Here is a 24,505-nt window from a genome sequence, read left to right on the forward strand (position 1 = left end):
ATAGTGCAAAAAAATACCACCACCGGGGTTGAAAATAATCTTCAATCCCGGTTTTATCATCACAATAAGATATGGACAAAACCATTTATCCTGGCAATTATCGTTGTTATCAGCTTAGGTGTTATTTCCCTGTTTACTGGAGTTTACGATATTTACGGACAAGAAGATGGCATGGAAATGTTCTTCATCACTCGTGTTCCGAGAACAGTTGCACTAATGCTTACGGGAGCTGCTATGGCAATGACAGGACTCGTCATGCAGCTAATTACACAGAATCGTTTAGTTGAACCAACCACAACAGGGACGATTGAGTGGGCGGGCTTAGGCCTCCTTGTTGTCTATTTAATATTTCCTGCTCCAACTTTAGTGTTAAGAATGACAGGGGCCATCATTTTTTCTTTTGTAGGAACGATGATTTTCTTTTTATTCATAAGAAGAGTGAGACTTCGATCCTCGTTAATTGTCCCGATCATTGGTCTAATGCTGGGTGCAGTTATTTCTGCAGTTTCCACCTTTTTAGGACTTTTCTTTCAAATGTCGCAAGTTATTGAAGGCTGGTTTGTAGGTTCTTTTACTTCTGTTCAAGCTGGCAGATATGAATATTTATGGATCATTGTGATCGTTACCATCCTTATTTTTATTTACGCAAATCGATTAACGTTAGCTGGTCTAGGAGAAGATGTTGCCACAACACTTGGCGTTAATTATAATACGCTCATTCTTCTAGCGAATGGTTTAATTGCTGTGGCAGTTGGTATTGTGGCAGCTGTTATCGGGAACTTACCTTTTTTAGGTTTAATCGTCCCCAATATTATTTCCATGATTAGAGGGGATGACCTTAGAAGTAATTTGCCTTGGGTATGTTTAGTAGGGATGGGTACCATTATGGTTTGTGATATTATTTCCAGGACCATTATTATGCCTTTTGAAGTGCCTGTCTCGTTAATACTTGGTTCAGTGGGGGCAGCCGTATTCATTATTATATTGTTGAGACAAAGAAAACCAAGGAGATTAAGATGAACGCTTTGGAACATAGAAATAAAGAAAATGTTAAAAAAGATTTTAGCCTTCCTAAAAAGAAAAGGTCAGCTAGTGCTTTTCGTACGAAGAAAGAAGAAAAACGTTACTGGATTTTGCTTATAACCATCATTATTCTAGGCGTTATTTCCTCGTATGGACTCTTAGTGTATAACAATCCCGTCCCAGTAGATTCGCCTTCCTTCATACCAGTTGTGAAAAGGAGGATCGTAGCGGTGGTGGCAATGCTGATTGCGGCCATTTGCCACGGGTTATCAACCGTTGCATTTCAATCCATAACAAATAATAGGATTATTACACCTTCGCTTTTAGGCTTTGAATCCCTTTACTCAACAATACATACGAGTACCATGTTTTTATTTGGTGCCAGTGCCTTGGTGAATTTTAGTGGTGTTGGTCCATTTCTACTTCAAGTTGCTCTTATGGTTGTCATGAGTTTGATTCTTTATGGGTGGTTGCTTTCAGGGAAATACGGGAATTTGCAGCTTTTACTTTTGATCGGAATTATTATTGGCACGGGGCTCAATACTGTATCAGCTTTTATGAGGAAACTGCTTGCACCGTCTGAGTTTGATCTATTACAGACACGATTGTTTGGCTCTGTCAATAATGCAGATGCGGACTATTTTCCAATTGTCATCCCAATGGTAATCATTGTAGCGTTCTTACTTTTTAGTTTTTCAAGGAAATTGAATATATTGTCTCTTGGAAAAGATGTTTCTACAACGTTTGGAGTTAAATATCAATCAAGTATTATTTATACACTTGTATTAGTCGCTGTTTTAATGTCTATTTCAACGGCTTTAATTGGCCCGCTTACGTTCTATGGTTTTTTAGTTGCCATTTTAAGTTATCAAGCTGCACCTACCTATGATCACAGATATATATTTCCCATGGCTCTTGCTTTAGGGTTCTTTATATTAACAAGCGCATACTTTGTAATGTACCACGTGTTTAATTCTCAAGCTGTTGTTTCCGTTGTTATTGAACTGTTTGGTGGAATCGTATTTCTAATCGTAATTTTAAGGAAGAGGTCGCTATGATAAAGATTAATAATGTAAAGAAAAATTATACGGATGAAGTTAAAATTGGCCCTTTGGATATTGAAATACCTAAAGCAGGGTTTACGTCGTTAATTGGACCGAATGGTGCGGGGAAATCCACGACACTTTTAATGATTGGCAGGCTTTTGGATATGGATGAAGGCCAAATTATGGTGGCAAATATGGACGTATCTTCAACTAAATCACGCGACTTAGCAAAAATTATAACGATATTGCGGCAAGAAAATCACTTTGTAACGAGGCTGACGGTCAGACAATTGGCTGGATTCGGACGTTTTCCTTATTCAAAGGGAAGATTAACGAAAGAAGACGAGGAAATCATCTCTAAATACATCGATTTTTTAGACTTGACTGATTTGGAAAACAGATATTTAGATGAGCTTTCGGGCGGTCAAAGACAGAGGGCTTACGTTGCAATGGTTCTCTGCCAAGAAACGGAATATGTTTTATTGGATGAGCCTCTAAATAATCTGGACGTTGCACGTTCTGTTCAAATGATGGAGTATTTGCGACATGTTGCGAATGAATTCGGCCGTACAATTTTAACGGTTATGCATGATATCAATTTTGCAGCCAAATATTCTGATCGAATTTGTGCAATGAAAGATGGAGAAATTGCTGCTTTTGGAACAGTAGAAGAGGTTATGGCACCAGAGCTTTTAACAGATATTTTTGAAACGAAAATAGAAATTATTGAGGGGCCTTATGGGCCTATAGCTGTTTATTAGATGTTTACATATATAGAGGAGGGAAAATGATGCAAATCTATTGGACTAAAATAACCAAAATTATTGAAGAAACAACTGAAGTTAGAACATACCTGCTCGCTTGTCCGCAAGACTTCACTTGGGAGGAAGGATCCCATACCCACATGGCATTTGAGGGGTTCAATGCGGGAGATAAACCAAACCGCAGCTTAATTCGCCATATGTCCATCTCTACTTTACCACATGAAAATGCGATTGGAATCACCACACGTATCAGAGAGCAATGCTCTGAATTTAAAACGATTTTAAAGAATCTTAAAGTTGGCGATGAAGTTGCATTATTTAAAACACATTCCAATGTACCACTGAAACGAGAAGGGAAAAACGTTTATTTGTTGTCAGCAGGAGTTGGTCTGGCAACATTCAGACCACTTGTACTTGATTATTTCAAACAAGCTGATAACGTGAACAAAATTCACTCTTTAAATATAGATTCATCAAAGGAGTTCTTATTTAACGATGTTTTTGAACCCATCCCTGATAAAAAGTTTACATCACAGTTTGTCGATAACCGTACAGACTACTATGAGGAAGTGAAAAATCTTGCTTCGGACAGGGATAGTATCTATTATGTTGTCGGCAGTGACGAATTCCTTATGGAAAACATTAAAGTACTACAAGAGCAAGGTATCAAGCCGGAGCAGATTATGCTCGACAAGCATGAGCGTCAACGGACGGAGTTTTTGTCCTTAGTAAAGAAAGTATAAAATTTTGTCTTCATAATGTTCGATGGCAGAAATGGCCACGTCCAGCTCCAGCGCCCAGAAACTAGGCGACTTCACGCATCGCCCTACGATAAGTCATCATCGGTTCATAACCTCACCGTGATTCCTTTATCTCAGTTGATTCGTTCCACTCGCTACGTTTCTAAACGGGCGCTTGCGCTTTTGTCCCACCTAAACTGGCAGTAAAGGTCCGATTCGTTCAACTAACATTTGGTGGGGAGAAAGGGAACCCCCACAAGTTTCACTTTATCATTTGAATTATCCTAGTAGCTCAAGCAGTTTAGCCAAGACAAAAAACCGGACTTTTCTTCGTCCGGTTTTTTCTGTCTTAGCAGATTAGAGAAGGTTAACCTAGCAACCTTAACCACTACTCCTCTTTATTAAACAGAGTGGAAAGATTTTTGGTAGCATCATTTGTTTCTTGCACAAGACGCGTGAGTTGTTCTTTATTATCCGTTTGCATTTGAATACTTGCAGAAATTTCTTCCATCGAAGCGGTAGTTTGTTCTAAAACAGAAGCAAATTCGTTTACGGATGCCTCAATGTTTCGAGTATCTTGATCAATATTTCCTGCTACGGATGTGAAACTTTGAATTTCTTGTTGGAGTTGATTAACGGAGTCTTGTATCGATTGGAAGATCGATCTATTCCGTACGGTTTCTTCAATATTTTCATCCATTCTACTTGATACAACATCCATTTGTTTTTGCGTTTCCTGATTGTTATCGTGTACTTGATTTAACATGGTAGAAATTTGCTCAGTTGTTTGTTTGGATCCTTCTGCAAGTTTACGGATTTCATCAGCAACAACGGAAAAACCTCTCCCTGCTTCTCCAGCTCTAGCTGCTTCGATAGAGGCATTTAAGGCAAGTAAGTTTGTTTGATCGGAAATCCCTTGTATGGCCCCAATGGCTGTTAACGAAGAATCGATATTTTCACTTAATTGATTCATATCTTTCTTCAATGTTTCAATGAATTTCTTGAAATTTTGCATGTTAGTATTTAGCAATGCCGACTGTGAACTACCTTCATCAATTCGTCCAGTTATATTACTCGTAAAACGATTCGTTTCTTGTACCCGTTTATTCATGGAGACAACTTGCTTTGCAGTACTTTCCATTGCAGTCATAATATCATTGATCGAGTTTCCTTGTGATTGGGTTCCAGCGACAATTTCTTGTATCGAAACATTTACTTCTTCGATCGTTTGTTTTTCCAATTCAGATTGTGATTTTACTTGTTCCATGTTGTCTGCAATAACACGTGAATTATCTTCAATAACAATCCGTTGCTGTGTTTCCTTGTGTAACTGTTCTTCGGCCTTAGCCTTCATACTACCAAGATCTTTCTCCAATCGGCCCATAACTCTCGTTTGGAAGACAAGCACCAGAACCGATAGAGAAAATAAGAATAGATAGGTGGTAAGATCTGAAGAATAAATATCGCCATTTATAGAAAAGGCGAAAAGTAATAAACCAACCGCTAAAGCAGTGCCGATAATAAAAATTGCCAGATTCATATAAAAGGCGGAACTAATTAGTAGGAAATAGAGAAGAGAAAGGTTATTTTCAGATGGGCTAATAAAAATAATACTTCCTAAAATAGCTGCTAATCCGATTACCGCTAGATAGCCGATTTGTTTCGTTAATTTATTTGTTTTGAGCAAATAGGCAATGGTACCGCATAGTGCAAGCCCACCAATTCCAATCGCTAGAATGAGTTCAAGCGGTTTATTCAAGCCCATTTCTACTACTACACCTAACACTACGGTAATGATCAACATGATTAGAATAATTTTATTTTTTCTTTGTAATGTTTTCAGTTGTAATTCATCAATTGTCATAAACATTCGCTCCTTCAGTCTTTAAAAATCTCCACTCTTTATATCGGAGTAGTAATGAAAAATATAAATATATAATTACTTAACCTAGAAAAAAAGTAGAAAAGGTATTCTTCAAGGTTTGGAATAACTTTTTCAGTTTCAAACGACTTTACTAAACAGACTAGTGGATCCTTGAATGATGTTTCGATATCGGTTTTAAGAATGCTTACCAAAAGCTCCTTGAGGGTAAACCTATTTAAAAAAGGGTGACCTATATGGCTTTCAACTATGATCTGGATTTCGATAATATAGATTTTCGCAAAAATCCTGAATTGTACAGAGTTGGTAGGGGCGAACAAGGTGTACTGCTTGTGGAACCTTATAAAAGTGAGATCCTGCAACATTGGCGATTTAAGACCCCTGAAATTGCGAAAGAGTCATCCGATAAAATCTATAAGATGTTTCTTGCTTATAAGGATGAAGAGGATCTAGTCGGCATGGATATGGCGAGGAAGTTTCTTCAAATGGGGTATACACGAGCTCGACGTTACACGAATTATAAAGGCGGCAAGAAATATGACGACAAGGGCAATGTGAACGAGAGGCAGATGGACCCTGAGAAAGCGGAAGCGGCCACCATTTTTCAAGAAAAGTGGAAGAAAGCGCGAGAGGATAAGGCGTATCTCAAGTTGAAAAAAGAACACCAGAAGAAATATGGCTAACGGCATGAACATAATACGAAAATATCAATGATATAAAAGGAAGCTTCTCATAAGTTGAGTTAACTTGTGAGAAGCTTCCTTTTTCTTGTGTCGGTATATTTCTCTCGTGCTTTTGCACCGATACGAAAAAGTGCAGTACCGGCTGATATTATGGTGTTACATGTTGGGGAATATGATCAGACAGAAATCGACCAATATACAGAACAACACCGTGACCTAATCGCAATGCAGGAAATGATGATTTTTCAGAATACTGATGGAAAATATTCATTTTGGTCAAAATCAAACGATGGCTGGATCAATACGGGATATTTCCTTCGTGGTACAGCATAATGAATGTAAAGAAGGTTTCGTAGCTGCTCCTTTCTAATTTTTGGAACGCCATGAGTTGAAAATAGGGGATACCATTAAAGTGAAAAGCTTCAACTTGACACGTGCTAACCTACAATGTATTATTTTACGCTGTGGTTAAATTTAGATGTAGATTAAACCATACATACAACTGATTGAGTTTGAAATATAGATCAGTGAGGTATGTAATTTTTTATGTGGAATTGAAAGGAGCAGATTTTGAGAAATATAAAGCAACAAAATCAAAATATGGATAAACCAGTGCTATTTCTGAGCGGAGGGGCATTACTTGCCTTTGTTATTTTAGCATTGATAGATAAAGAAATGGTTACAGATGTAGTTAATACAATGTTTAATTGGTCGGTAACTTACTTTGGATCCATTTATCAAGTACTAATGGTTGGAACCATATTTATTGCCTTAATCCTTGGATTTTCCAAGTTTGGTAAGATACGTTTAGGTAAGTTAGAAAAGCCAGAGATTGGAACTTTTAAATGGATCTCCATTATTATGTGTACGCTACTCGCAGCGGGTGGGGTTTTCTGGGCAGCAGCCGAGCCATTAAGTCACTTTTTAACTGTCCCTCCACATTTCTCAGGGGTTGAGCCAGGAACGAGTGAGGCAGTAGTACCAGCACTTGCAACAAGTTTTGTTGATTGGGGCTTTGTTTCCTGGGCAATCCTGGGAACATTAGGTACGATTGTGCTAATGTATTCCCATTATCATAGAAATGCACCATTAAAGCCGCGGTCCCTACTTTATCCGATTTTTGGAGATAAAATTATGAAGAAAAGTGCACTTGGAACATTTGTTGACGCCTTTTCTATTGTATCAGTAGCAGCCGGTACGATTGGTCCGATTGGGTTTCTCGGTTTGCAAGCTGGTTACGGATTAAATGCTTTGTTCGGTATACCAAATAATTTACTCATGCAATGTCTTATTGTTGCAGTAATTGTTCTTGCAGCTGGTATTTCCGCTGCTACAGGTATTCATAAAGGTATTCAAATTTTGAGTAGCTATAATATTATTCTTGCAGTTGGTTTAATGATAGGTGTTCTTATTCTAGGACCAGCATTATTTATTTTCGATTCATATGTACAGTCATTTGGTTTGTATGTACAGGAATTTCTCAGGTTAAACACTTTCCGAAGTGATGGAGCTTGGCTTGGATTATGGACCATTTTTTTCTTTGCGTGGTTTATCGGATATGGACCAATGATGGCTATGTTTGTAAGTCGTATATCACGTGGTCGAACAATTCGTGAGCTAGTAACTGCTGTTGCAGTAATTGCACCAGTGGTCACAACATTTTGGTTTACCGTTGTTGGGGGAACAGGAATCTTTTCAGAAATGAAAAACCCTGGCTCTGTTTCTGATGCTTTAAGTAGTGCTGGACCTCCAGCAGCAATGATTGCCATTGCAGAACAACTGCCCTTCGGTACAATTTTCGGTTTCTTGTTTCTTCTGGCAACTATCGTTTTTGTACTAACGACAACTGATTCCATGTCATTAACCATTTCGATGGCGATTACCGGGCATGGAGATCCAGCAAAATATTTACGTGTAGTCTGGGCAATTCTCATGGGACTTGTCGCGACGGTACTTATTACGCTTGGTGAAGATAGTGTTGGGTCCTTACAATCATTCATCGTGGTTACTGCTGTTCCGGTTTCTTTACTCATGTTAACTACATTTTGGACAGCACCGCTAGTAAGCCGTGAACTAGCTAAAGAACAAAAGATTGATGAAAAGAAACAATATACGAAGTAATATAAAAGGTGCTGACTTCAGAAGTCAGCATCTTTTGTGGTTTTTCACTTTTGAAATGTCACTAGTGTTGTCAGTTTAAAAGATAACATTATATTATTGAAGTTTTATATTAGTCTATTTGAGCTCTTCGCATTGATGATAGACTGAACCATAGTCCACATAAAGCTAATCCAGCTATCGAAATCCATAAAGCGGTTATGAAACCTAGTCCGTCAGCGAGTGCTGTCCGGAAATTGGATGGTGGAAGAACTGGCTGATACTAATAATTTGGTAGTGAATATTGAGCTGTCGTAAATGAAGTATGAGCTTGAGAAACTTATATTGTACATCTAAACAAGGGAATGAGAATTTATTATCTCCTTAGTTCATTAGAAAGAAATTGCTACAACTAGAACTGTAAACTGAACTGTGCGGGGAGGGGATTATTCTCTCACTTACACTGCCTAATCTTTCAAAGTGGTTGGTTAATTAATTTATTCCAACTCTTTCGTCTAACATTTTACTATCTTCCACTTTTTGATACGCCATAAAATAAACTATTAAAGAAAACCTCTCCTTAGTCCACTGAACTGTTGAGAGGTTTTTTCTATGTTTCTACTAAAGTAGAAAACACTTGCTTCAAATCCCAAACAATATCTTCCGCTTCTTCAATCCCTACAGAAAATCGTAAAAGCCGATCACAAATGCCGCGACGTGTCCTCTCCTCAACAGGAATCTCAGCATGGGTTTGTGTAGCAGGATAGGTTATAAAGCTTTCGACTCCTCCTAGACTTTCGGCAAAGGTGATTAACTCGAGGCTTTCCAAAAATTGCCCTATCCACTTACTTTCCAGCAAGCGAAATGAAAGCATTCCACCAGTACCAGGATAGAGAACATCTGTTACCAGGGGCTCGTTTTCTAAGTAGGCTGTAACTTTTCTAGCATTGTTTTCATGTTGTTTCATTCTCAAAGCAAGGGTTTTTAATCCTCTAATCAATAACCATGAATCAAAAGGAGACAGGACAGCGCCGGAAGCATTATGTAGCTCGGACAATTTTTCACACAGGTTCTTTTCTTTTGCAACGACCAAACCAGCCAGTACATCATTGTGACCACCAATATATTTGGTGGCACTATGGATCACAATGTCAGCACCTAAGTCAAGTGGGCGCTGGAAATAGGGGGTTAAAAACGTGTTATCCACGATTAATAAGAGATTGTTTTTCTGGGCTAATTGTGCGAATGCTTCAATATCGATTTTTTGCATGAGCGGATTAGTCGGTGTTTCAATAAATAATGCCTTTGTATTGTCTGTAATGAATTGGGCTGTTTCCTCAGGGTGGTTAAACGCACTGTATGTAGTTCGGATATTATAAGCTTGCGCATAATGCTGCAGTAAACGATAGGTCCCTCCATAAATATCTTCTGGAGCAATGATTTCATCCCCTGAGCGAAGAAGGGATAAGACTAATTGAATGGCAGCCATGCCGGAACTACAGGCATACCCACTCTCACCAGCTTCCAACTCTGCAATGCCTTCCTCGAGAATCGCCCGGGTCGGGTTTTTTGTTCTGGTGTAATCATATCCAGTCGACATATGAAGCCCTCCATGCTGGTAGGCTGTCGATAAATAAATTGGCGGATTTACTGCTCCGGTTTTGGGGTCGCTACGATTGCCAAGCTGCACCAATTCTGTCTCAATGTGTCTCCTCATCATGTAATCGATCCTTTCGTCAAAAATAATAAAAGTTAAGTGGATTTAAGAAGAGGCTGGGACAAAAGTTCTCTTAATATATGAAAACACGAACTATCATGCAATTCCTTTAAAAAAGTTTGCCTAGTTAGAGTTTTCTCATTTTAGCGTAGGCAGAACACGTAGACTCCTAAGAAATCATTCGTATTTTCTGCGTGCGATGCATCGCTCACGTAGTTTTCCTTGTCCAACGGGAACAGCACGAGTCCGAAGACCCCACAGTGGAAAAGGAACAAAGACTAAGGTCGCCACGTCCTGTGGCAACGTCTCCCGGACCAACATCCTGTTGGCCTTCGTGATGCGCCTGCGTCTTCTAGACTCGCTTCGAAGTTGGCTTCCTCGGCGCAAGGGAGCAAAGAAGTTTATTCAAGTAGTTCCCCGGCCGTGCCCGTGGAAAGCGGAGTGTTCTGCCGAAGCGGTGCTCATACTTATTAATCGTATTTTAGTATAGATGACTTAGTTTTGTCCCTTCCTCTTCCTACTTAATTTAAGAGCCCCAAACCTCTTTACTGATCTCAACAATAAATCTAAGTTTATTCCACTGATCCTCTTCTGTTAACTTATTGCCGTGGTGAGTTGACGCGAATCCACATTGGGTGCTGAGGCACAATTGATCAAGCGGAACATATTTGGAAGCTTCTTTAATTCTTGCTTTAATTGTTTCTTTGTTCTCCAGCTCACCATTTTTTGAGGTAATAAGCCCAAGGACAACTTGTGCTCCACCATTTGGAATATGCTCAAGTGGCTTAAAATCACCGGAACGGTCATCATCATATTCCAAGAAAAATCCGTCCACTTTCTCTTTTGCAAACAACGTTGATGAGATTAATTCATAACTCCCTTCAAAGGCCCAATTAGATCGATAGTTTCCACGACATAGGTGTGTCGTCACGATTAAATCATCTGGTTTTCCATTTAATACTTCATTAACAACGCGTAGTGCGAGATTAATAAGTTTCTCCCTGGAATATTTTCCATCATTGAATGGGATATCTGGTGAGGAAAGCCCTGCAATATACACATCATCAAACTGTAAATAGCGAACTCCTGCTTTGTAAAAAGCTTGTAGTGCATCTCGGTATGTTTGAATAACATCATCGGCATACGCCTCAATATCCGGATAAATTTCCTCATTAATTATCCCTTGGTTAAAAAGCTGGTTAGGGCTAGGGATGGTTTGCTTAGCAACTGCACGCCCACCAACAATCTCATTAAATTCAATAAAATCTTGAATGAATGGATGATCAGGATTAAACGATACTTTGCCGGTATTTCGCACATTATATCTTTCTGTTTCTTCATTACCATTGAAAATATAGCCTTCATCTGGCACATATCCTTCTATCCCGTTGAGATGCTCTAAGAAATCGGTATGCCAAAATCGTCTTCTAAACTCGCCATCTGTCACTGCATTTAAGCCAACTTCAATTTGTTTATCCACGATCCGCTTGATTTCTCTTGTCTCTACTTCACGTAATTGTGCAGCTGTAATTTCTCCGTCTTTAAATTCTTTTCTTGCTTTGTGTATGCTGTCTGGTCGTAATAAACTTCCTACTTGATCCGCTTTAAAAGGTGCCTTTGTTAAAGTAATTGCCATGTTAAATCCCTGCTTTCGTTTTATTTTTTAATGTATAGAATCAACTAAACTACTAAAACCAACTTACATTTCTAATGTATACACCAAAAAACCCCCTTCTTAAAATAAGAAGAGGGTCCTGAAACCGTAATATCATTCTCTTCTTATCTCCAAGCTTAACGCTTCTGGAATTAGCACAGTACAAATGTCTGTTGCTGAGGCTTCAAAGGGCCAGTCCCTCCACCTCTCTGGATAAGAATAATCGTTATTCAATTTTTTGATTAGTCAATATACTACAACTCTAATGTGAAATTGTCAAGGTGTATTTTAAAAATATTTCACACTTAAAATTCATGATAAGAGATTCCTTGCTATAAATACGGCTTGACCACCACTTATTTCGGGTACATATATCGGTAGACACATTAATTAAAAATAGTTGAAGTTTAAATTCTACCAAATATCTGATACAGAACTTCACCAAATAGGAGGATATTGATGGCAAATAATGGTCTCCAGGAATCATCAAACCAGATAAGTAATACACAAGAAATCCCGGAAAGGCAATTTTTATATCCAAACCAGGTTATGCAAACGTTTAGCGATAAAGGGAAAGAACACCTTGATACAAATACATCCTCCAGGTTGTTATTATCTTTAAAAGCGGGTTCATTTATGACTTTTGGTGCTGTTTTTTCCGTATTGCTTGCTATCGGCATTGATGCGAAAGGCCTGACATATCTTCTGCAGGGGCTTGGTTGTACAGCAGGTTATCTAATGGTATTTATGTCGCGTTCCGTACTGTTTACAGAAGTAAACGTCCTGTTGCCGACATCCTATTTACAAAAATCATACTGGAGAAAGCATAAGTATGTTCAATTCTGGGCCGTTGCTTATATAGGAAACATTATAGGTGCGTTGTTTGTTGCTTTATTAGTAATGATGTCAAACTCTTTACCAACGGAGTTTTCGAAAGAGATGGGTACACTTCTAGATAAGAAAATGCAGTTTTCAGAGCATGGCTGGATCGGCTGGTTTCAAGTACTTTTATCGGGGATTCTCGCAAATTGGCTTATTGGCATGGCTACATTTCTAACCACAGCCGCTAGGGACATGACCGGCAAAATTTTAGGAACTGCACTACCTGTTATTCTCTTTGTAGCAGGTAATTTTCAGCACAGTGCCGCAAATATGGGGTATTTCAGTTTAGGAATCTTTACATCTGATAAGTATGCATGGCATGAGTATATCCTGCTCAATTTGATCCCGGCAAGTATCGGAAATATTATCGGTGGGGCTATTTTCATTTCCTTGCTCTTCTCTTATGCTTTCAGAAAAGAGATGAGAAGATAATAAAATGTACTACTTTCATATGCTCTACGTGTAAAAAGATATTCAAGTAAATTGATATAATTGCGATAAACCTCCCTTAGTGGTTATGATAACTAAAAGAGAGTTTTGTGTGAATTTTATTTCTAACTCGATGACAAGATAGAATATTGAATAGGAGGCTGATTTTATTGGCAAATCAAATTAAGCGATTTGAGAACAAGGTAGCGCTTGTGACAGGAGGACGATCTGGAATTGGACGTTCCATTGCACGCCGTCTACAAGCAGAAGGTGCGACGGTAATTACAGCGCAGCGTGGTGAAGATACGGAATTTGATTCCATTAAAGCGGATTTTTCAGACGCCCATACACCGCAGCGGATTATTGAGGAAGTTATTTCACGAGCAGGGCAACTTGATGTGCTGGTTAACAATGCAGGAATGATGATGGAAGCTGGCATTGAAGAAATGAGTCTGGAGGATTGGCAACGCAATATTGCCGTCAACCTGACAGCTCCATTCTTACTTATTCGCGCAGCATTGCCATACCTTCGTAAAACAAAAGGTAGTATTGTCAACACGGGTTCTACTGAGGGATTGGCTGCTAACCCTAATCATGCTGCATACTGTGTCTCTAAGTCCGGGCTCCATGGATTGACCCGTTCGGTAGCGGTAGACCATGGCCATGAAGGTATTCGCTGTAATGCAGTGGCACCTGGATGGATCGACACGGAACTAAATATTGACATGATTGCCGCATCTGATGATGCAGAAGCTTTTCAACGTAATATTGGAAAGATTCACCCTGTAGGTCGTTCAGGAACTCCCGAAGAAGTAGCAGCACTTGTTGCTTTTCTTGCAGCTGATGAGGCTGGTTTTATAACAGGCCAAATCTATCCAGTAGATGGCGGAAGGATGACCAAGCTGAGTCTTCCTTAATTCGTGTTTCACGGTTACCTTCCATTGATAGAAAAGTTTAGAGCCACTTGCTGCACGTTAAGCAAGTGGCTCTTTTTTTATCATTCACATCTTACACCAAACTTACCTCTGATAGTTTCTCTAATCCTTGCATTGACTTTATTACGTCAATTTCTTGAAAGGCTTTGATTAACTGCAACGATTCCTCTGGTTTAACAGCATGTGCTGCTACTGTTTTCATTGCCTGTTCTTGTTCTTTAGCAACGTTCAATTCTTGTAGATTTACCGGGAATGTTAAACTTTTATAAAATGGGAGAAGTTCTTTAACTTCTTCTGTTCGATCCTCTAGTAGAAGCTGAACGAGGATTCCATAAGCTACCTTTTGTCCATGGAGGATGCGATGTGTTTCATCAATAAAGCTAAGTCCATTGTGAACCGCGTGCGCACCAGACATCCTACCATACTTTCCTGCATACCCACCTACAGTTCCAGCCAATGGGATGATTGCTTCTAGAACTCTAGTAAAGGAAGGGGTAACAGTATTTGATTTCATGCCTTCGATTGCTGCATTACTGTCTTCCAACAAAATATCCTTGATATAGGAGGCGTGGTCAAGGCCAACTTTTACCATAATGGAAAGGTCACTACGATTGCTGTTCCGAATGATTGCTTCGGCTTCGTACCATTTAGCCAATGAGTCACCAATCCCGCTCTTTAAATATTCAATAGGGCTGTCTAGCAGGAAGATAGGGTCTACAAGCGTTAGATGGATTGTTCGGAAATGATAGTCCACTCGTGTAAAAGATCCATTGCTGTCGTATATAACACTTAAAGGAGTAGCGGCAGCACATGTGCCGGCGACTGTTGGTATTGTAATGATTTCAATGCCGAGCTTGTCTGCTACAGATTTAGCAGTATCAAGAATCTTTCCACCGCCAACACCAATAATTACATCAGCCTGATTCGCAAATTGAGAGATCTCTTCTATGGCTTGATCTGTGCTGTAGCCATCATGTTGAAAAACCTCCACGTTTGAAGGGAAGCTTGTATAGTTCTGAAATGCTTTGTATGATTTAAAGCCAGTAACTGCTACCGGCGAACGAAACGTTTGTACAAATGTTGAAAGGTCCTTAAGGATACCCTCTCTACATATGTATTGATTCGGCCCACTTCTCAGAATCTCTTCAGGTTTAACCATAAGTAATAACTCCTTTTAATATAATAGATAGTCCAAAACTGGATTAGCAAAAAAAATACCCAGTAAAATTAGGTGTTGTGCATAACTTTTAAAAACGTAAAAATTAGAATACTTGAAAAAATAATGGTGGAATATATCCTAATACCTTTCTTTGAAAAAGTAAACCACTTTGTTTTAGTACGTTTAGGGTTATAAAATAGTGCCCTTGATATAGCGTTTGCAAGAATATATACTGAAATTACAGTCTTTAAAGGAAGGTAGATTAGATGTTCCGTAGAGCGTACGCTCGGTTTCATATGGGCTTGGTAAGATACCTATATTACACTATACTTAAAAAAAGAGATTCTAAGTTAAGGAGAAAGGGTTTATATAAAGATATCATTAGGATGATGAAAGGTTATGAAAACCTCATCTTTAAAGAAGATGGGACATTAACCCAAGATGCAGCTGCTAGCACCTCCAAAAATACAAAAAAGCTTATTAACGCTTTTACGAAGAGTCATAAACATAGTGGAAAAGAAGATTACTATTATGTACAAGTGGCTAAAGACTGGTTAGCAGGGTATGAAAAAAGGTTTCATCGTATTTCTATAGCATGTATCAGTTTATTTTTGCTTTTGTGGCTAGGTCCGCACGCCTTTGGGATTATACATATTAGTGGAATTTGGGCGATTCTGTATTTTATCGGCTTGTTTTTCTCTCCCATCCTTGGCCTTCTAATCTCACTATATGGTAAGGGGTGGAAGAGGTGGTTGCTCGCCTTAGTCAATGTAATGTTAATCATTATCTTCATAATTATTATGGTATGATTTATAGAATCTTTAAAATGATATATCGAAATTTATGAAAGAGCATCTTTTTGAAGGTGCTTTTTTTACCAGAAACCTCGTTTCGCAATACTAGTTATTAAAGAAAGATTATTGTGATAATATTACGTTAAATAACACCAGATAAAGGAGCGAAAGCATGGAGATAGAAATCAAGATACTTGAGAGTAGCACTTATACGGACTATAGTTTTGAGAAAGAACTGCAAGCGGAGTTGCAAAAAATAGGGAGAAATATCCTAGGATTTAATAGCCAGTTAACGAGAGAAAGAATTGGTTTTAGAAAGAAAGATATGAGAATAATTAATGTTAAATTGGACGGGGAAGAAATAGAGGATCCTGATGAGTTTAATGACACAATATCAAAAGCAGTACTACGAGCAACAGAAAGCCTGTCTTTAGAATTATACGCATTGATTTAGCCGGGTAAATTCCCGATGATTTTAATTGATTTGGTGGGGAGAGAGGGAAACCCGTCTCACCAAATGAAGTTTCATTTTATCTAAGTTTCTCCCTTGAAATGCATAGATGCAAAAAAAATGCAGAGCATAAAGGGAGGGCGGTGTATAAAATGTCAATTAAAGAAGGTATAAGACAAACCGAAAAAGGTTATGAGCTATTACAAGAAGCAAATAAAACGATGACTGATGCTATGTACCATGCATACTTATTTACTTGGCAGTGGTGGTTAGGGATAGCTTTATTTGTTACGCCTTGGATCTTTTGGTTTTTCTTTAGAAAAAAAGAAAGCACTGGGCGTCTTCTAATGGGGGCTTTTGCCACCATCATATTGTCTTTATTAACAGATTTAATTGCCACCTCTTATGGTTGGTGGTCTTACCCGATTAAATTCTCCCCAATATCACCAGAGCTTTTTTTACCTTATCATTTGTCATTAGTCCCGATTGCAGTAATGGTGGTGCTGCAAATTAAACCTCGTGCCAATCCATTTCTTAAAGGGGCAATTTTCGCTGCTGTAGGAGCATTTGGAGGAATGAAAGTATTTGAAGCATTAAGGTACTATGATCCTAAAGGTACCCCTATGATTTATGTCTTTTTTATTTTTTTGGTTATCTATTTAATTTCTTACGTTTTTTATAATATGAACAACTTTCAGAAAGTGACGTCTCGCTCCGAACCATTGCATGAAAAATAGGTAATGGTTTTTTTGCACCTTTCTTTTATCCTCTTAACTGGTAGTAAGATCCCCCACCAAGTGAAGTTTCATTTTATTAACGCTACGTAAAATAAACCGTTTATTTCTTCTAATTTAGGTAAATTAGTATTAATGAGTCGTTAGCATGGAAGGAGGTATAGGGTGCTAAATGAGTATGAAACGTTTTACTTTCGAAGAGACCTAACCTATTTAACTTATTTATTGACGAGAAGTAACGAAAACTGGAGAACAAGACAAATTCGAGGTGAAATTGAATTTGTAAGAGACATCTTAAAAAAAGCTGGTTGACTGGATGCCAGACAAGAAAAGATGCTTAAACCGGAACCGAACGAGCAAACATACTTATAAGATATGTAGCCGTTCGGTTTTTTATTGCTCAGAATAACCACTGGGAGAAAGTAATTTTGTACTTTGCTTATCAATTGATAAGTGAGAATGGAATGTGGTATAAAAAAAGAGTCAAAACAAAAAAGGAGACTCTATATGTTGAGATGGATTTTAAAGCGTTCTAAGCTATTTATATTTTTTATAGTGTTGTTTGTCATTGTTGGCGTATTTACCTTCTTTCAGCTACCACAACGGGAAATTCCCGAAACAACAGCAAATGTCGGATCAATTAGCACCGTTTACCCTGGGGCTGGCGTTAATACGGTCGAGCGGTCTGTTACAAACCCTATTGAGGACGCACTACAGTCTGTCGACGGTATTGCAGAATTGACCTCAACTTCTTCGGCCGGATTTTCTAATGTAGTAATTGAAGTGGAAGAGGGCGCAAATAAGAACGATGTGTTTTCTGACGTAAATCAAGCTGTGTCGAGTGCTTCAGCTTCCTTCCCAGATGGAGTTCAAGACTCGGAAGTTAATGATTCGATGTCACAATCCCCCGTCGTCTCCTATCACCTTACGAGTGATTCGCGAGATAACTTGCTTTCTCTAGGAGAGGAGTTAAACAGATGGAAGGACGAAGTAGAAGGACTTCCTGGTGTTTCAGGTGTTACCATCAAAGGCTTACCGGATGAGCAAATTTTAATAAACGTTAAGCAGGATGCGTTAAAGGAAGCAGGGCTTAACACAGGTGATTTGCAAACGGCCATTAATAATGAATATTATCCATCCCCATTAGGTAAGCAGGATATGGAGGAGGAAGTAGTACAGCTTACTCTTGAGAACTACGACACCATTGAACAAATGGAAGAAGTTTACGTTGGAGAAAATACGGAAGGAAATGCTGTTTATGTAAAAGATATTGCAAATGTAGAAGTCGGTTCAAAAGAGCTTGAAGATATCATTACGTTTGAAGGAAAGCCCTCGATCTCCTTCACAGCATATGTGAAAAAAGGAGAGGACATTCCAACGGTTGATGAGCGTGTATCTACGAAAGTAGAGGAACTTTCAGATGGGCTACCTTCGAATGTACAGCTAGAGTCCTATTATTCACAAGCCTCAATTGTTACAAATATTTTCGATGGATTATTTCAATCTCTTGCTATTTCTGTTATAGCAGTTATTGTTGCTGCTGCACTTGGCCTTTCCGCATCGGGGGCTTTGGTTGTAGCGCTTGCTGTACCAATATCTGTTCTGACAGGCTTGATTCCGTTACCGTTCACAGGTGTTGACCTTAACCAAATCTCGGTAATTGGAATAATCATTGCACTCGGAATAATTGTGGATGATTCGATTGTCATAAACGATAATATTGAACGAAGATACAAGGTTGGAGATAAAGGGTTAATGGGGACAATCAATGGTGTGAAAGAGATATGGGTGTCCATTGTAACATCCTCTCTTGCGATTGTGTTTACTTTCTTGCCACTCATTTTCCTGTCAGGTGGAAATGGTGCATTTATCCGTGCATTACCAACCGTCCTAATCACAACGATAATTGCATCAACTCTAGTAGCGCTTATCTTTGTACCGATTTTTCGTTACATTTTCAATCGACGATCAAAGAAGACGATGTCGGAGGCGCCGGGACTTCTTGGGAAGCCTTTAAACAAACTTGCAGACTTTTATGCGGATAAGCTTTTAAACCGATTTTCTAAAAAGCCGTTAGTGGTTACCATAATTGGGCTTATATTTACAACGGCAACGTTTGGCTTAGTCCTTTTAACTCCGTTTGAATTCTTCCCACCAGCGGATAAAGAAGAGGTAACGATAGATATTACGCTTCCAATAGGTACACCGCTTGAAGAGACACATAATGTCCTTGAAGACATGGAAGAAAAGTTGAATACAGACAACGGTGTTTATGAAACAAGTGTCTTCACAGGAACGGGGACACCGGGTCTTTTTAATAGTTCCTTGTCGAGAACGGGAGAGAATACTGGTCAGATAGTAGCTAGAGTAGATCGAGATATTCAGACCACACAAGGCTTGATGGATGAATGGACAGATAAATTACGTAACCAGTATCCTGACGCTGAGATATTTATGGATACGATCCAACAGGGACCACCGACAGGAGCTCCCGTTACGGTTACGGTAACTGGCCCTGAGATGGACCGATTACTTGAAATGAGAGATAATCTTACAAAAGAGATAGAAGAGCTATCAACTGACATTGTGGTAGACGATGTAGGTGAATTACAGCCTACAATAGAATACGTACCAAACCGTGATACCCTTGAAGATAACGGCATTAGTGTGAATCAAATAAGTCAGCAAATTGGGCTTGCCACTGAGGGTATTCCACTAGGTTCATTCGATAATGGCGTTGTAAAACGGGATATGAAGATCGTGTTAGAAGAAGGGGAGGGAACGGTTGATCTCTCAGAACTTGAAGTTCCCGCAGTTTCAACGAATGGTCCACCAGAGCTTATTTCATTGGATGAGCTAGTGACGCCTGAGGAAAGTGAAAAGCTGCAAATTATCCCACATATAAAAGGAGAACGCTCGATTACGCTGCGGGCCTTTCCAGAAAACGAAAAGAATTATGAAGCAAACGTAAGTGATATCGTTGAAGATTATAGGGAGCAGCTTAACGATGCTAATTACAGCATCACATTAGGGGGAGAAAATGAAGCGCAAAGTGATTTCTTTGCGGAAATTACGGTACTATTCATTATCGTTCTATTCCTAGTGTACTTGTTAATTGCTTTTCAATTTAATTCCCTTTCGCTCCCGTTTCTTGTACTTGTTGCTGTTTACCTGGCAATTTCAGGTGCAATTCTTGGGTTATTTGTGACACAAACACCAATTAGTTTCCTTGGTGTCATGGGAATGGTCTCGCTCACCGGTATCGTTGTTAGAAACTCAATTGTGTTAATTGAGTTCATTGAACAATCATTAAAACAAGGAATGAATGTAAAAGAAGCTGTTATCGAATCTGGACGCGTCAGGTTGCGGCCAATACTCTTAACAGCAATTACATCGATTGTTGCCCTAATTCCAGTTGCAGTAAGTGGAGATGCGTTATTCACCCCACTTGCCGTAACAATAATATCGGGAATTCTATTCTCAGCAATTTTAACCTTGATTATGGTGCCAATGCTGTATCTTGTTTTCTATCGATTTAGGAAGAAGAAAAGGGATCAGGAAGCGATGTAAGACAATCTTAGTAATCTCTACCGGAAAGAAAGGGTCGCGGGGAAGCACCCTTTCTTTTCATTTACTGGTTTTAAAACCACAGGCTCTGCCTGTGTGAGAATTCAACTTGTAGAGTTGTAACAGAAAAAACTCCTTTCGGTATAATAGAGTTGGCCGTCAAACCGACTCTATATACAGAAAGGAGATCTACTCATGTCGAGTGACAATAGTTTATCACACACCCGATGGAATTGTAAGTATCACATAGTCTTTATACCCAAGTATAGAAGGAAAGTAATTTATGGCAAATTAAGAAGAGACATCGGGGTGATCTTAAGGCGTTTATGTGAGATGAAAGATGTAGAAATTATCGAGGCTCATGCCATGCCCGACCACATCCATATGCTGGTGAAAATACCACCAATGATGTCAGTATCTTACTTTATGGGTTACTTAAAAGGTAAAAGCTCTTTAATGATTCACGACAGACATGCAAACCTAAAGTACAACCATGGGAACCGCACATTTTGGGCAAAAGGTTACTATGTCAGTACAGTGGGGCTCAATCAAAAAACGGTGGCAAAGTACATTCGTGAACAGGAATCTGAGGATAGACTACGAGACAACATGAGTAAACGTGAATACGTCGATCCATTTAAAAAATAGATAGGAATATAAACGGTTGACGGTCAATTTCGAAGCCCCTTTAGGGGCCTCGTTGGTAAAGTGCCCTTATAGGGCGAAACTAAAACCGCCCGTTTTACGGGCGGATAGTTACTTTTTAGGAAAAAACTATCCCGCATTAACCTTTATTTATACAACCCCTTGTTGTAAGTTAAACTCGTTTGCTATTCTAGTTTTTACGATTGAAAAGGCTACCTCTCTTGGACAGGTCAAGGTGGGGCCTATTAACATACAAATTGAAAAAGTTAGCCTTGTAAGCGGAGAAGTAACAGAACCATCGATAGCAGGTATTGCAGGGGATAAGGTAAGGTTTGTCCAACTAGATGCGATGTTACAGAATACAAGTGAACTTCCTCTTCAATTCTTTTTCGCCAGTACGATGGTGGAGATTAATGGACATCAATTATCCGCACACGATATGTTCAGTGGAAGAACGGATGGAAACTACACGAGTACAACACCAAAAAATGCTACATTGGTATATATGCTAAATGAAACCCATCCAGGGATTGAACAAATAAGAAATGTAACAATTGACATAACGTCACCTGCTAGAAATATAGAAACAGAAGAAACTATTGGTAAAGGTAAATCGATTAATGGTTCTTTTTAACAAGCAGAAAGACAGCAAGTTAAAAGAACCCACTACAACAAGTTTAGGTAGTGGGTTCTTTTTTATTTAATCACTTCTTGTTCGTCCAGCATTTCTTCCATGTAATCTTTTCCCCATTCATACATAGCATCCAAGATAGGCATTAACCTGTCCCCATACCCTGTTAGGGAATATTCCACTTTAGGGGGGACAACAGGGTAAACCTCCCGATGTACAATATGATGGGCCTCGAGTTCGCGTAATTGATTTGTCAGCATACGTTGGGTGATCCCTGGCATTAATGCTTTTAATTCCCCAAAACGTTTTGTTCCTATCTTCCCTAAATGCCAAATTATTAGCATCTTCCATTTACCGCCAATCACAGAAAGAGTTAATTCCTTTTCACAGTTGAAATTTTTTTCAGCGAAGTTTGGCAATTTTAACAATCCTTTCTTTCAACAATTTTGCCGACTGATATTGGAACGATCATAGTTAGTTTCACTTAAATAGGCAATTATTCTATTGTTTGACAGTATACTTTTTTGCACTATCTGCAATAAAAGTGCGTACTTTTCAGGAGATAGTAGAGAAAGTATAATCCTTTTTAAACAGTTGAGTAAATTATTTAGCTTTAAGCATTTTATTTACGCTGTTAAATTTTAAGAATTAAAGGGGATATTTGAAGTGAAATTACAGTTAGCATTAGATCTCGTAAATATACCGGAAGCAATTGAACTTGTCGCAGAAGTTCAAGAATCTATTGATATCGTAGAAATTGGTACACCTATTATTAATAAGTTTGGCCATGAAGCAGTTCGCCAAGTAAAAGAAGCATACCCAGATTTAACCGTGCTTGCTGATGTGAAAATCATGGATGCTGCAGCGTATGAAGTAGAACAAGCTTCAAACGCTGGAGCTGATATTATTACAATTTTAGGAGCAGCTGAAGATAGCTCTATACGTGGAGCAGTTGAAGCAGCCAAAGAAGCAGGAAAAGAAATTCTTGTTGATATGATTGCTGTAAAAGATATTAAAACGCGTGCTAAAGAGCTTGATACACTGGGAGCAGACTATATCTGTGTTCATACTGGTTACGACCTTCAAGCTGAAGGCAAGGATTCCTTTGAGGACCTACGCACAATTAAAGGGGTTGTGAAAAATGCAAAAACAGCTATTGCAGGTGGTATTAAGGTTGAAACACTTCCACAGGTAATTGAAGCGCAACCAGACCTTGTTATTGTTGGTGGAGGTATTACTTCAAAAGATGATAAAAATAAGGCAGCAGCAGAAATTAAAGAACTAATTAACAAAGGGTAATAAAAGATGAATACAGCTTACTACCTAAAAGAGGTTATCCGTGAATTAGAAAATACCACGCAGGCTATATCAGAAGAAGTGTCTGAGCAGTTAGTAGATGCAATCCTTGCTGCCAATAAAGTGTTCGTAGCTGGGGCAGGCCGGTCTGGTCTAATGGGGAAATCTTTCGTCATGCGTATGATGCACATGGGGATTGACGCCTATGTAGTAGGAGAAACAGTTACGCCAAATTTGCAAGAAGGGGATCTGCTTATAGTCGGGACGGGATCAGGTGAAACAAAAACATTGGTACCAATTGTGAAAAAAGCCAAGAATCTTGGAGGTGAAGTAGCGGCAGTTACGCTGTCACCAGAATCTGCAATTGGGAAACTTTCTGATTTAACAGTCGTTCTTCCAGGCACACCTAAGGACAAAGAGGCAGGACAATACGAAACCATCCAACCAATGGGCTCTCTGTTCGAGCAAACCTCTTTGCTCTTCTATGATGCTGTCATTTTACGGTTTATGGAGAAAAAAGAGCTTGATTCAAAACAAATGTATGGAAAACATGCGAACTTAGAATAAAAGTAGCATTATGTTATAGCTGCTTCACAATGTTAGACACATAAACCTAACATTGTGGAGCAGTTTTTTTTGAAGAGAGTTAAAGTCGAAGTCTTTAACGAGTAATTGAAAAGAGGAGCCTCAGAAAAGGGCTCCTCCAAACTAACGTCGATGTTGAACGAGGTCAATTGTTCCTAACACTATGTGGGCCAGCCCGAAGCCAAAAATGGTGTTTGCCAACATTTCATTGGCATTTTTTTGCTTTTTCAAGATATAACCTGTTGTGGTCACGGCGGTTCCTAATGTTGTTGGGATAACACCTTCGCGAATCTCCATTCAATCTCCCCCTACATCGAGTTATGTTCCATGATGGAACAACTTATAGTATTACCTAATTTGCGATTAGGATGCTTGCTCTAAAATTAGTTTAAACGGTATGATAAGAAGGGTTTAGATCAGCTATATCTGGGTATTTTTTAGGAGAAGAAATGGTGGTGGAAAGATGAATACGTATCTATGGTTAGCAATGGCCATTATATTTGAGGTATTTGGTAGTTCCATGCTTAAAGTATCAAATGGATTTAAAAGACTCTTTCCCGCAATAGGAGTTATTGTTGGGATGGGGTTTGCTTTTTACTTTTTATCTATCGCTTTAAAGACGCTTCCTCTTGGCAATGCATATGCGATTTGGTCAGGAGTAGGCACCGCGCTAACGACCATGATTGGGATCTTGTTTTGGCGAGAGAAAATAAATTGGAAAAAAGTTGTTGGCATCATATGTATTATTGCAGGTGTAGTGGTGATCAGGCTCTCTAATCCTGGACACTAAA

At 38.9% G+C, this 24,505-nt stretch carries 25 protein-coding genes and 1 riboswitch; of the genes, 19 read left to right on the plus strand and 6 right to left on the minus strand.

The genetic code is table 11. From position 1 onward, the window contains the following. The first annotated feature begins 3 nt into the window (after window positions 1-3). Genes LG273_RS03240 through LG273_RS03255 form a run of 4 tightly spaced genes read left to right on the plus strand, consistent with a single transcriptional unit; the run spans window position 4 to window position 3,576 of the window. Window positions 4-1,020, plus strand: coding sequence for an ABC transporter permease (locus LG273_RS03240; RefSeq protein WP_404457622.1), 1,017 nt, complete (start codon window positions 4-6; stop codon window positions 1,018-1,020). Continuing rightward, entirely contained in the window at window positions 1,017-2,081 is a 1,065-nt protein-coding gene (locus tag LG273_RS03245; protein ID WP_404457625.1) for an iron chelate uptake ABC transporter family permease subunit, read from the plus strand. The genes LG273_RS03240 and LG273_RS03245 overlap by 4 nt, the downstream gene beginning before the upstream one ends. After that, window positions 2,078-2,830 (plus strand): ABC transporter ATP-binding protein, encoded by a 753-nt coding sequence (locus LG273_RS03250; RefSeq protein WP_404457628.1) that lies wholly within the window; start codon window positions 2,078-2,080, stop codon window positions 2,828-2,830. Before LG273_RS03245 ends, LG273_RS03250 begins: the two co-directional genes overlap by 4 nt. Before the next feature lie 29 nt (window positions 2,831-2,859). Further along, the gene (locus LG273_RS03255) at window positions 2,860-3,576 is read left to right on the plus strand and encodes a dihydropteridine reductase (protein ID WP_404457631.1); all 717 of its coding nucleotides are present in this window, start codon (window positions 2,860-2,862) and stop codon (window positions 3,574-3,576) included. A gap of 385 nt (window positions 3,577-3,961) precedes the next feature. On the opposite strand, the gene LG273_RS03260 is transcribed toward LG273_RS03255, so the two are convergent. Then, window positions 3,962-5,437 carry a methyl-accepting chemotaxis protein gene (locus LG273_RS03260; protein ID WP_379560825.1) on the minus strand — a complete coding sequence of 492 codons (1,476 nt, stop codon included), beginning with the start codon at window positions 5,435-5,437 and terminating at the stop codon, window positions 3,962-3,964. A gap of 254 nt (window positions 5,438-5,691) precedes the next feature. On the opposite strand from LG273_RS03260, the gene LG273_RS03265 reads away from it, so the two are divergent. The 3 genes from LG273_RS03265 to LG273_RS03275 all read left to right on the plus strand — a co-directional run bounded on the left by LG273_RS03265 (window position 5,692) and on the right by LG273_RS03275 (window position 8,259). After that, the gene (locus LG273_RS03265) at window positions 5,692-6,138 is read left to right on the plus strand and encodes a DUF4385 domain-containing protein (protein ID WP_379562417.1); all 447 of its coding nucleotides are present in this window, start codon (window positions 5,692-5,694) and stop codon (window positions 6,136-6,138) included. Window positions 6,139-6,288: 150 nt separating this feature from the next. Then, the gene (locus LG273_RS03270; protein WP_404457635.1) at window positions 6,289-6,471 is read left to right on the plus strand and encodes a hypothetical protein; all 183 of its coding nucleotides are present in this window, start codon (window positions 6,289-6,291) and stop codon (window positions 6,469-6,471) included. A gap of 237 nt (window positions 6,472-6,708) precedes the next feature. Continuing rightward, the gene (locus LG273_RS03275) at window positions 6,709-8,259 is read left to right on the plus strand and encodes a BCCT family transporter (protein ID WP_404457638.1); all 1,551 of its coding nucleotides are present in this window, start codon (window positions 6,709-6,711) and stop codon (window positions 8,257-8,259) included. A 586-nt stretch (window positions 8,260-8,845) separates the two neighbouring features. On the opposite strand, the gene LG273_RS03280 is transcribed toward LG273_RS03275, so the two are convergent. Beyond that, the gene (locus tag LG273_RS03280) at window positions 8,846-9,955 is read right to left on the minus strand and encodes a methionine biosynthesis PLP-dependent protein (protein ID WP_404457641.1); all 1,110 of its coding nucleotides are present in this window, start codon (window positions 9,953-9,955) and stop codon (window positions 8,846-8,848) included. Window positions 9,956-10,478: 523 nt separating this feature from the next. Beyond that, window positions 10,479-11,588, minus strand: a complete 1,110-nt coding sequence (locus LG273_RS03285; protein WP_404457644.1) for a 5-methyltetrahydropteroyltriglutamate--homocysteine S-methyltransferase — start codon at window positions 11,586-11,588, stop codon at window positions 10,479-10,481. Window positions 11,589-11,728: 140 nt separating this feature from the next. Then, window positions 11,729-11,826, minus strand: a riboswitch (SAM riboswitch). A gap of 239 nt (window positions 11,827-12,065) precedes the next feature. Here LG273_RS03285 and LG273_RS03290 point away from each other — a divergent pair. Both LG273_RS03290 and LG273_RS03295 read left to right on the plus strand, forming a co-directional pair. Next, window positions 12,066-12,920 carry a formate/nitrite transporter family protein gene (locus tag LG273_RS03290; RefSeq protein WP_404457647.1) on the plus strand — a complete coding sequence of 285 codons (855 nt, stop codon included), beginning with the start codon at window positions 12,066-12,068 and terminating at the stop codon, window positions 12,918-12,920. A 167-nt stretch (window positions 12,921-13,087) separates the two neighbouring features. Further along, window positions 13,088-13,834 (plus strand): SDR family NAD(P)-dependent oxidoreductase, encoded by a 747-nt coding sequence (locus tag LG273_RS03295; RefSeq protein WP_404457650.1) that lies wholly within the window; start codon window positions 13,088-13,090, stop codon window positions 13,832-13,834. A gap of 91 nt (window positions 13,835-13,925) precedes the next feature. Here LG273_RS03295 and LG273_RS03300 read toward each other — a convergent pair whose 3' ends face one another. Next, on the minus strand, window positions 13,926-15,011 hold the full coding sequence (locus LG273_RS03300; protein WP_404457653.1) for an iron-containing alcohol dehydrogenase family protein: 1,086 nt from the start codon (window positions 15,009-15,011) through the stop codon (window positions 13,926-13,928). Between the two features lie 389 nt (window positions 15,012-15,400). Here LG273_RS03300 and LG273_RS03305 point away from each other — a divergent pair, with 389 nt between their 5' ends. The 7 genes from LG273_RS03305 to LG273_RS03335 all read left to right on the plus strand — a co-directional run bounded on the left by LG273_RS03305 (window position 15,401) and on the right by LG273_RS03335 (window position 21,836). Beyond that, entirely contained in the window at window positions 15,401-15,820 is a 420-nt protein-coding gene (locus LG273_RS03305; RefSeq protein WP_404457656.1) for a hypothetical protein, read from the plus strand. 157 nt (window positions 15,821-15,977) lie between these two features. Then, complete coding sequence (locus LG273_RS03310; protein WP_404457659.1) at window positions 15,978-16,259, plus strand: hypothetical protein; 282 nt, start codon at window positions 15,978-15,980, stop codon at window positions 16,257-16,259. A 149-nt stretch (window positions 16,260-16,408) separates the two neighbouring features. Further along, entirely contained in the window at window positions 16,409-16,993 is a 585-nt protein-coding gene (locus LG273_RS03315; protein WP_404457661.1) for a CBO0543 family protein, read from the plus strand. A gap of 162 nt (window positions 16,994-17,155) precedes the next feature. Further along, window positions 17,156-17,302 carry a hypothetical protein gene (locus LG273_RS03320; protein WP_379562404.1) on the plus strand — a complete coding sequence of 49 codons (147 nt, stop codon included), beginning with the start codon at window positions 17,156-17,158 and terminating at the stop codon, window positions 17,300-17,302. 195 nt (window positions 17,303-17,497) lie between these two features. After that, complete coding sequence (locus tag LG273_RS03325) at window positions 17,498-20,560, plus strand: efflux RND transporter permease subunit (RefSeq protein ID WP_404457665.1); 3,063 nt, start codon at window positions 17,498-17,500, stop codon at window positions 20,558-20,560. A gap of 192 nt (window positions 20,561-20,752) precedes the next feature. Further along, window positions 20,753-21,205, plus strand: a complete 453-nt coding sequence (gene tnpA, locus LG273_RS03330) for an IS200/IS605 family transposase (protein ID WP_404457668.1) — start codon at window positions 20,753-20,755, stop codon at window positions 21,203-21,205. A gap of 232 nt (window positions 21,206-21,437) precedes the next feature. Next, on the plus strand, window positions 21,438-21,836 hold the full coding sequence (locus LG273_RS03335; protein ID WP_404457671.1) for a hypothetical protein: 399 nt from the start codon (window positions 21,438-21,440) through the stop codon (window positions 21,834-21,836). Between the two features lie 62 nt (window positions 21,837-21,898). Here LG273_RS03335 and LG273_RS03340 read toward each other — a convergent pair whose 3' ends face one another. After that, window positions 21,899-22,252 (minus strand): winged helix-turn-helix transcriptional regulator, encoded by a 354-nt coding sequence (locus LG273_RS03340; protein WP_404457674.1) that lies wholly within the window; start codon window positions 22,250-22,252, stop codon window positions 21,899-21,901. 247 nt (window positions 22,253-22,499) lie between these two features. On the opposite strand from LG273_RS03340, the gene hxlA reads away from it, so the two are divergent. Further along, window positions 22,500-23,132 (plus strand): 3-hexulose-6-phosphate synthase, encoded by a 633-nt coding sequence (gene hxlA, locus LG273_RS03345; protein ID WP_404457677.1) that lies wholly within the window; start codon window positions 22,500-22,502, stop codon window positions 23,130-23,132. A gap of 6 nt (window positions 23,133-23,138) precedes the next feature. Continuing rightward, window positions 23,139-23,696 carry a 6-phospho-3-hexuloisomerase gene (gene hxlB, locus LG273_RS03350; protein WP_404457680.1) on the plus strand — a complete coding sequence of 186 codons (558 nt, stop codon included), beginning with the start codon at window positions 23,139-23,141 and terminating at the stop codon, window positions 23,694-23,696. Window positions 23,697-23,837: 141 nt separating this feature from the next. Here hxlB and LG273_RS03355 read toward each other — a convergent pair whose 3' ends face one another. Then, a complete protein-coding gene (locus LG273_RS03355; protein ID WP_404457683.1) occupies window positions 23,838-24,011 on the minus strand; it encodes an asparagine synthase in 174 nt (57 codons plus the stop codon). Window positions 24,012-24,177: 166 nt separating this feature from the next. Between LG273_RS03355 and LG273_RS03360 the strand changes: the two genes are divergently transcribed. Beyond that, window positions 24,178-24,504 carry a DMT family transporter gene (locus LG273_RS03360; RefSeq protein ID WP_404457686.1) on the plus strand — a complete coding sequence of 109 codons (327 nt, stop codon included), beginning with the start codon at window positions 24,178-24,180 and terminating at the stop codon, window positions 24,502-24,504. The last annotated feature ends 1 nt before the right edge of the window (window position 24,505 follow it).

Origin of the sequence: Oceanobacillus kapialis (assembly GCF_044790185.1) — a bacterium.
Lineage (GTDB): Bacteria > Bacillota > Bacilli > Bacillales > Amphibacillaceae > Oceanobacillus_B > Oceanobacillus_B kapialis.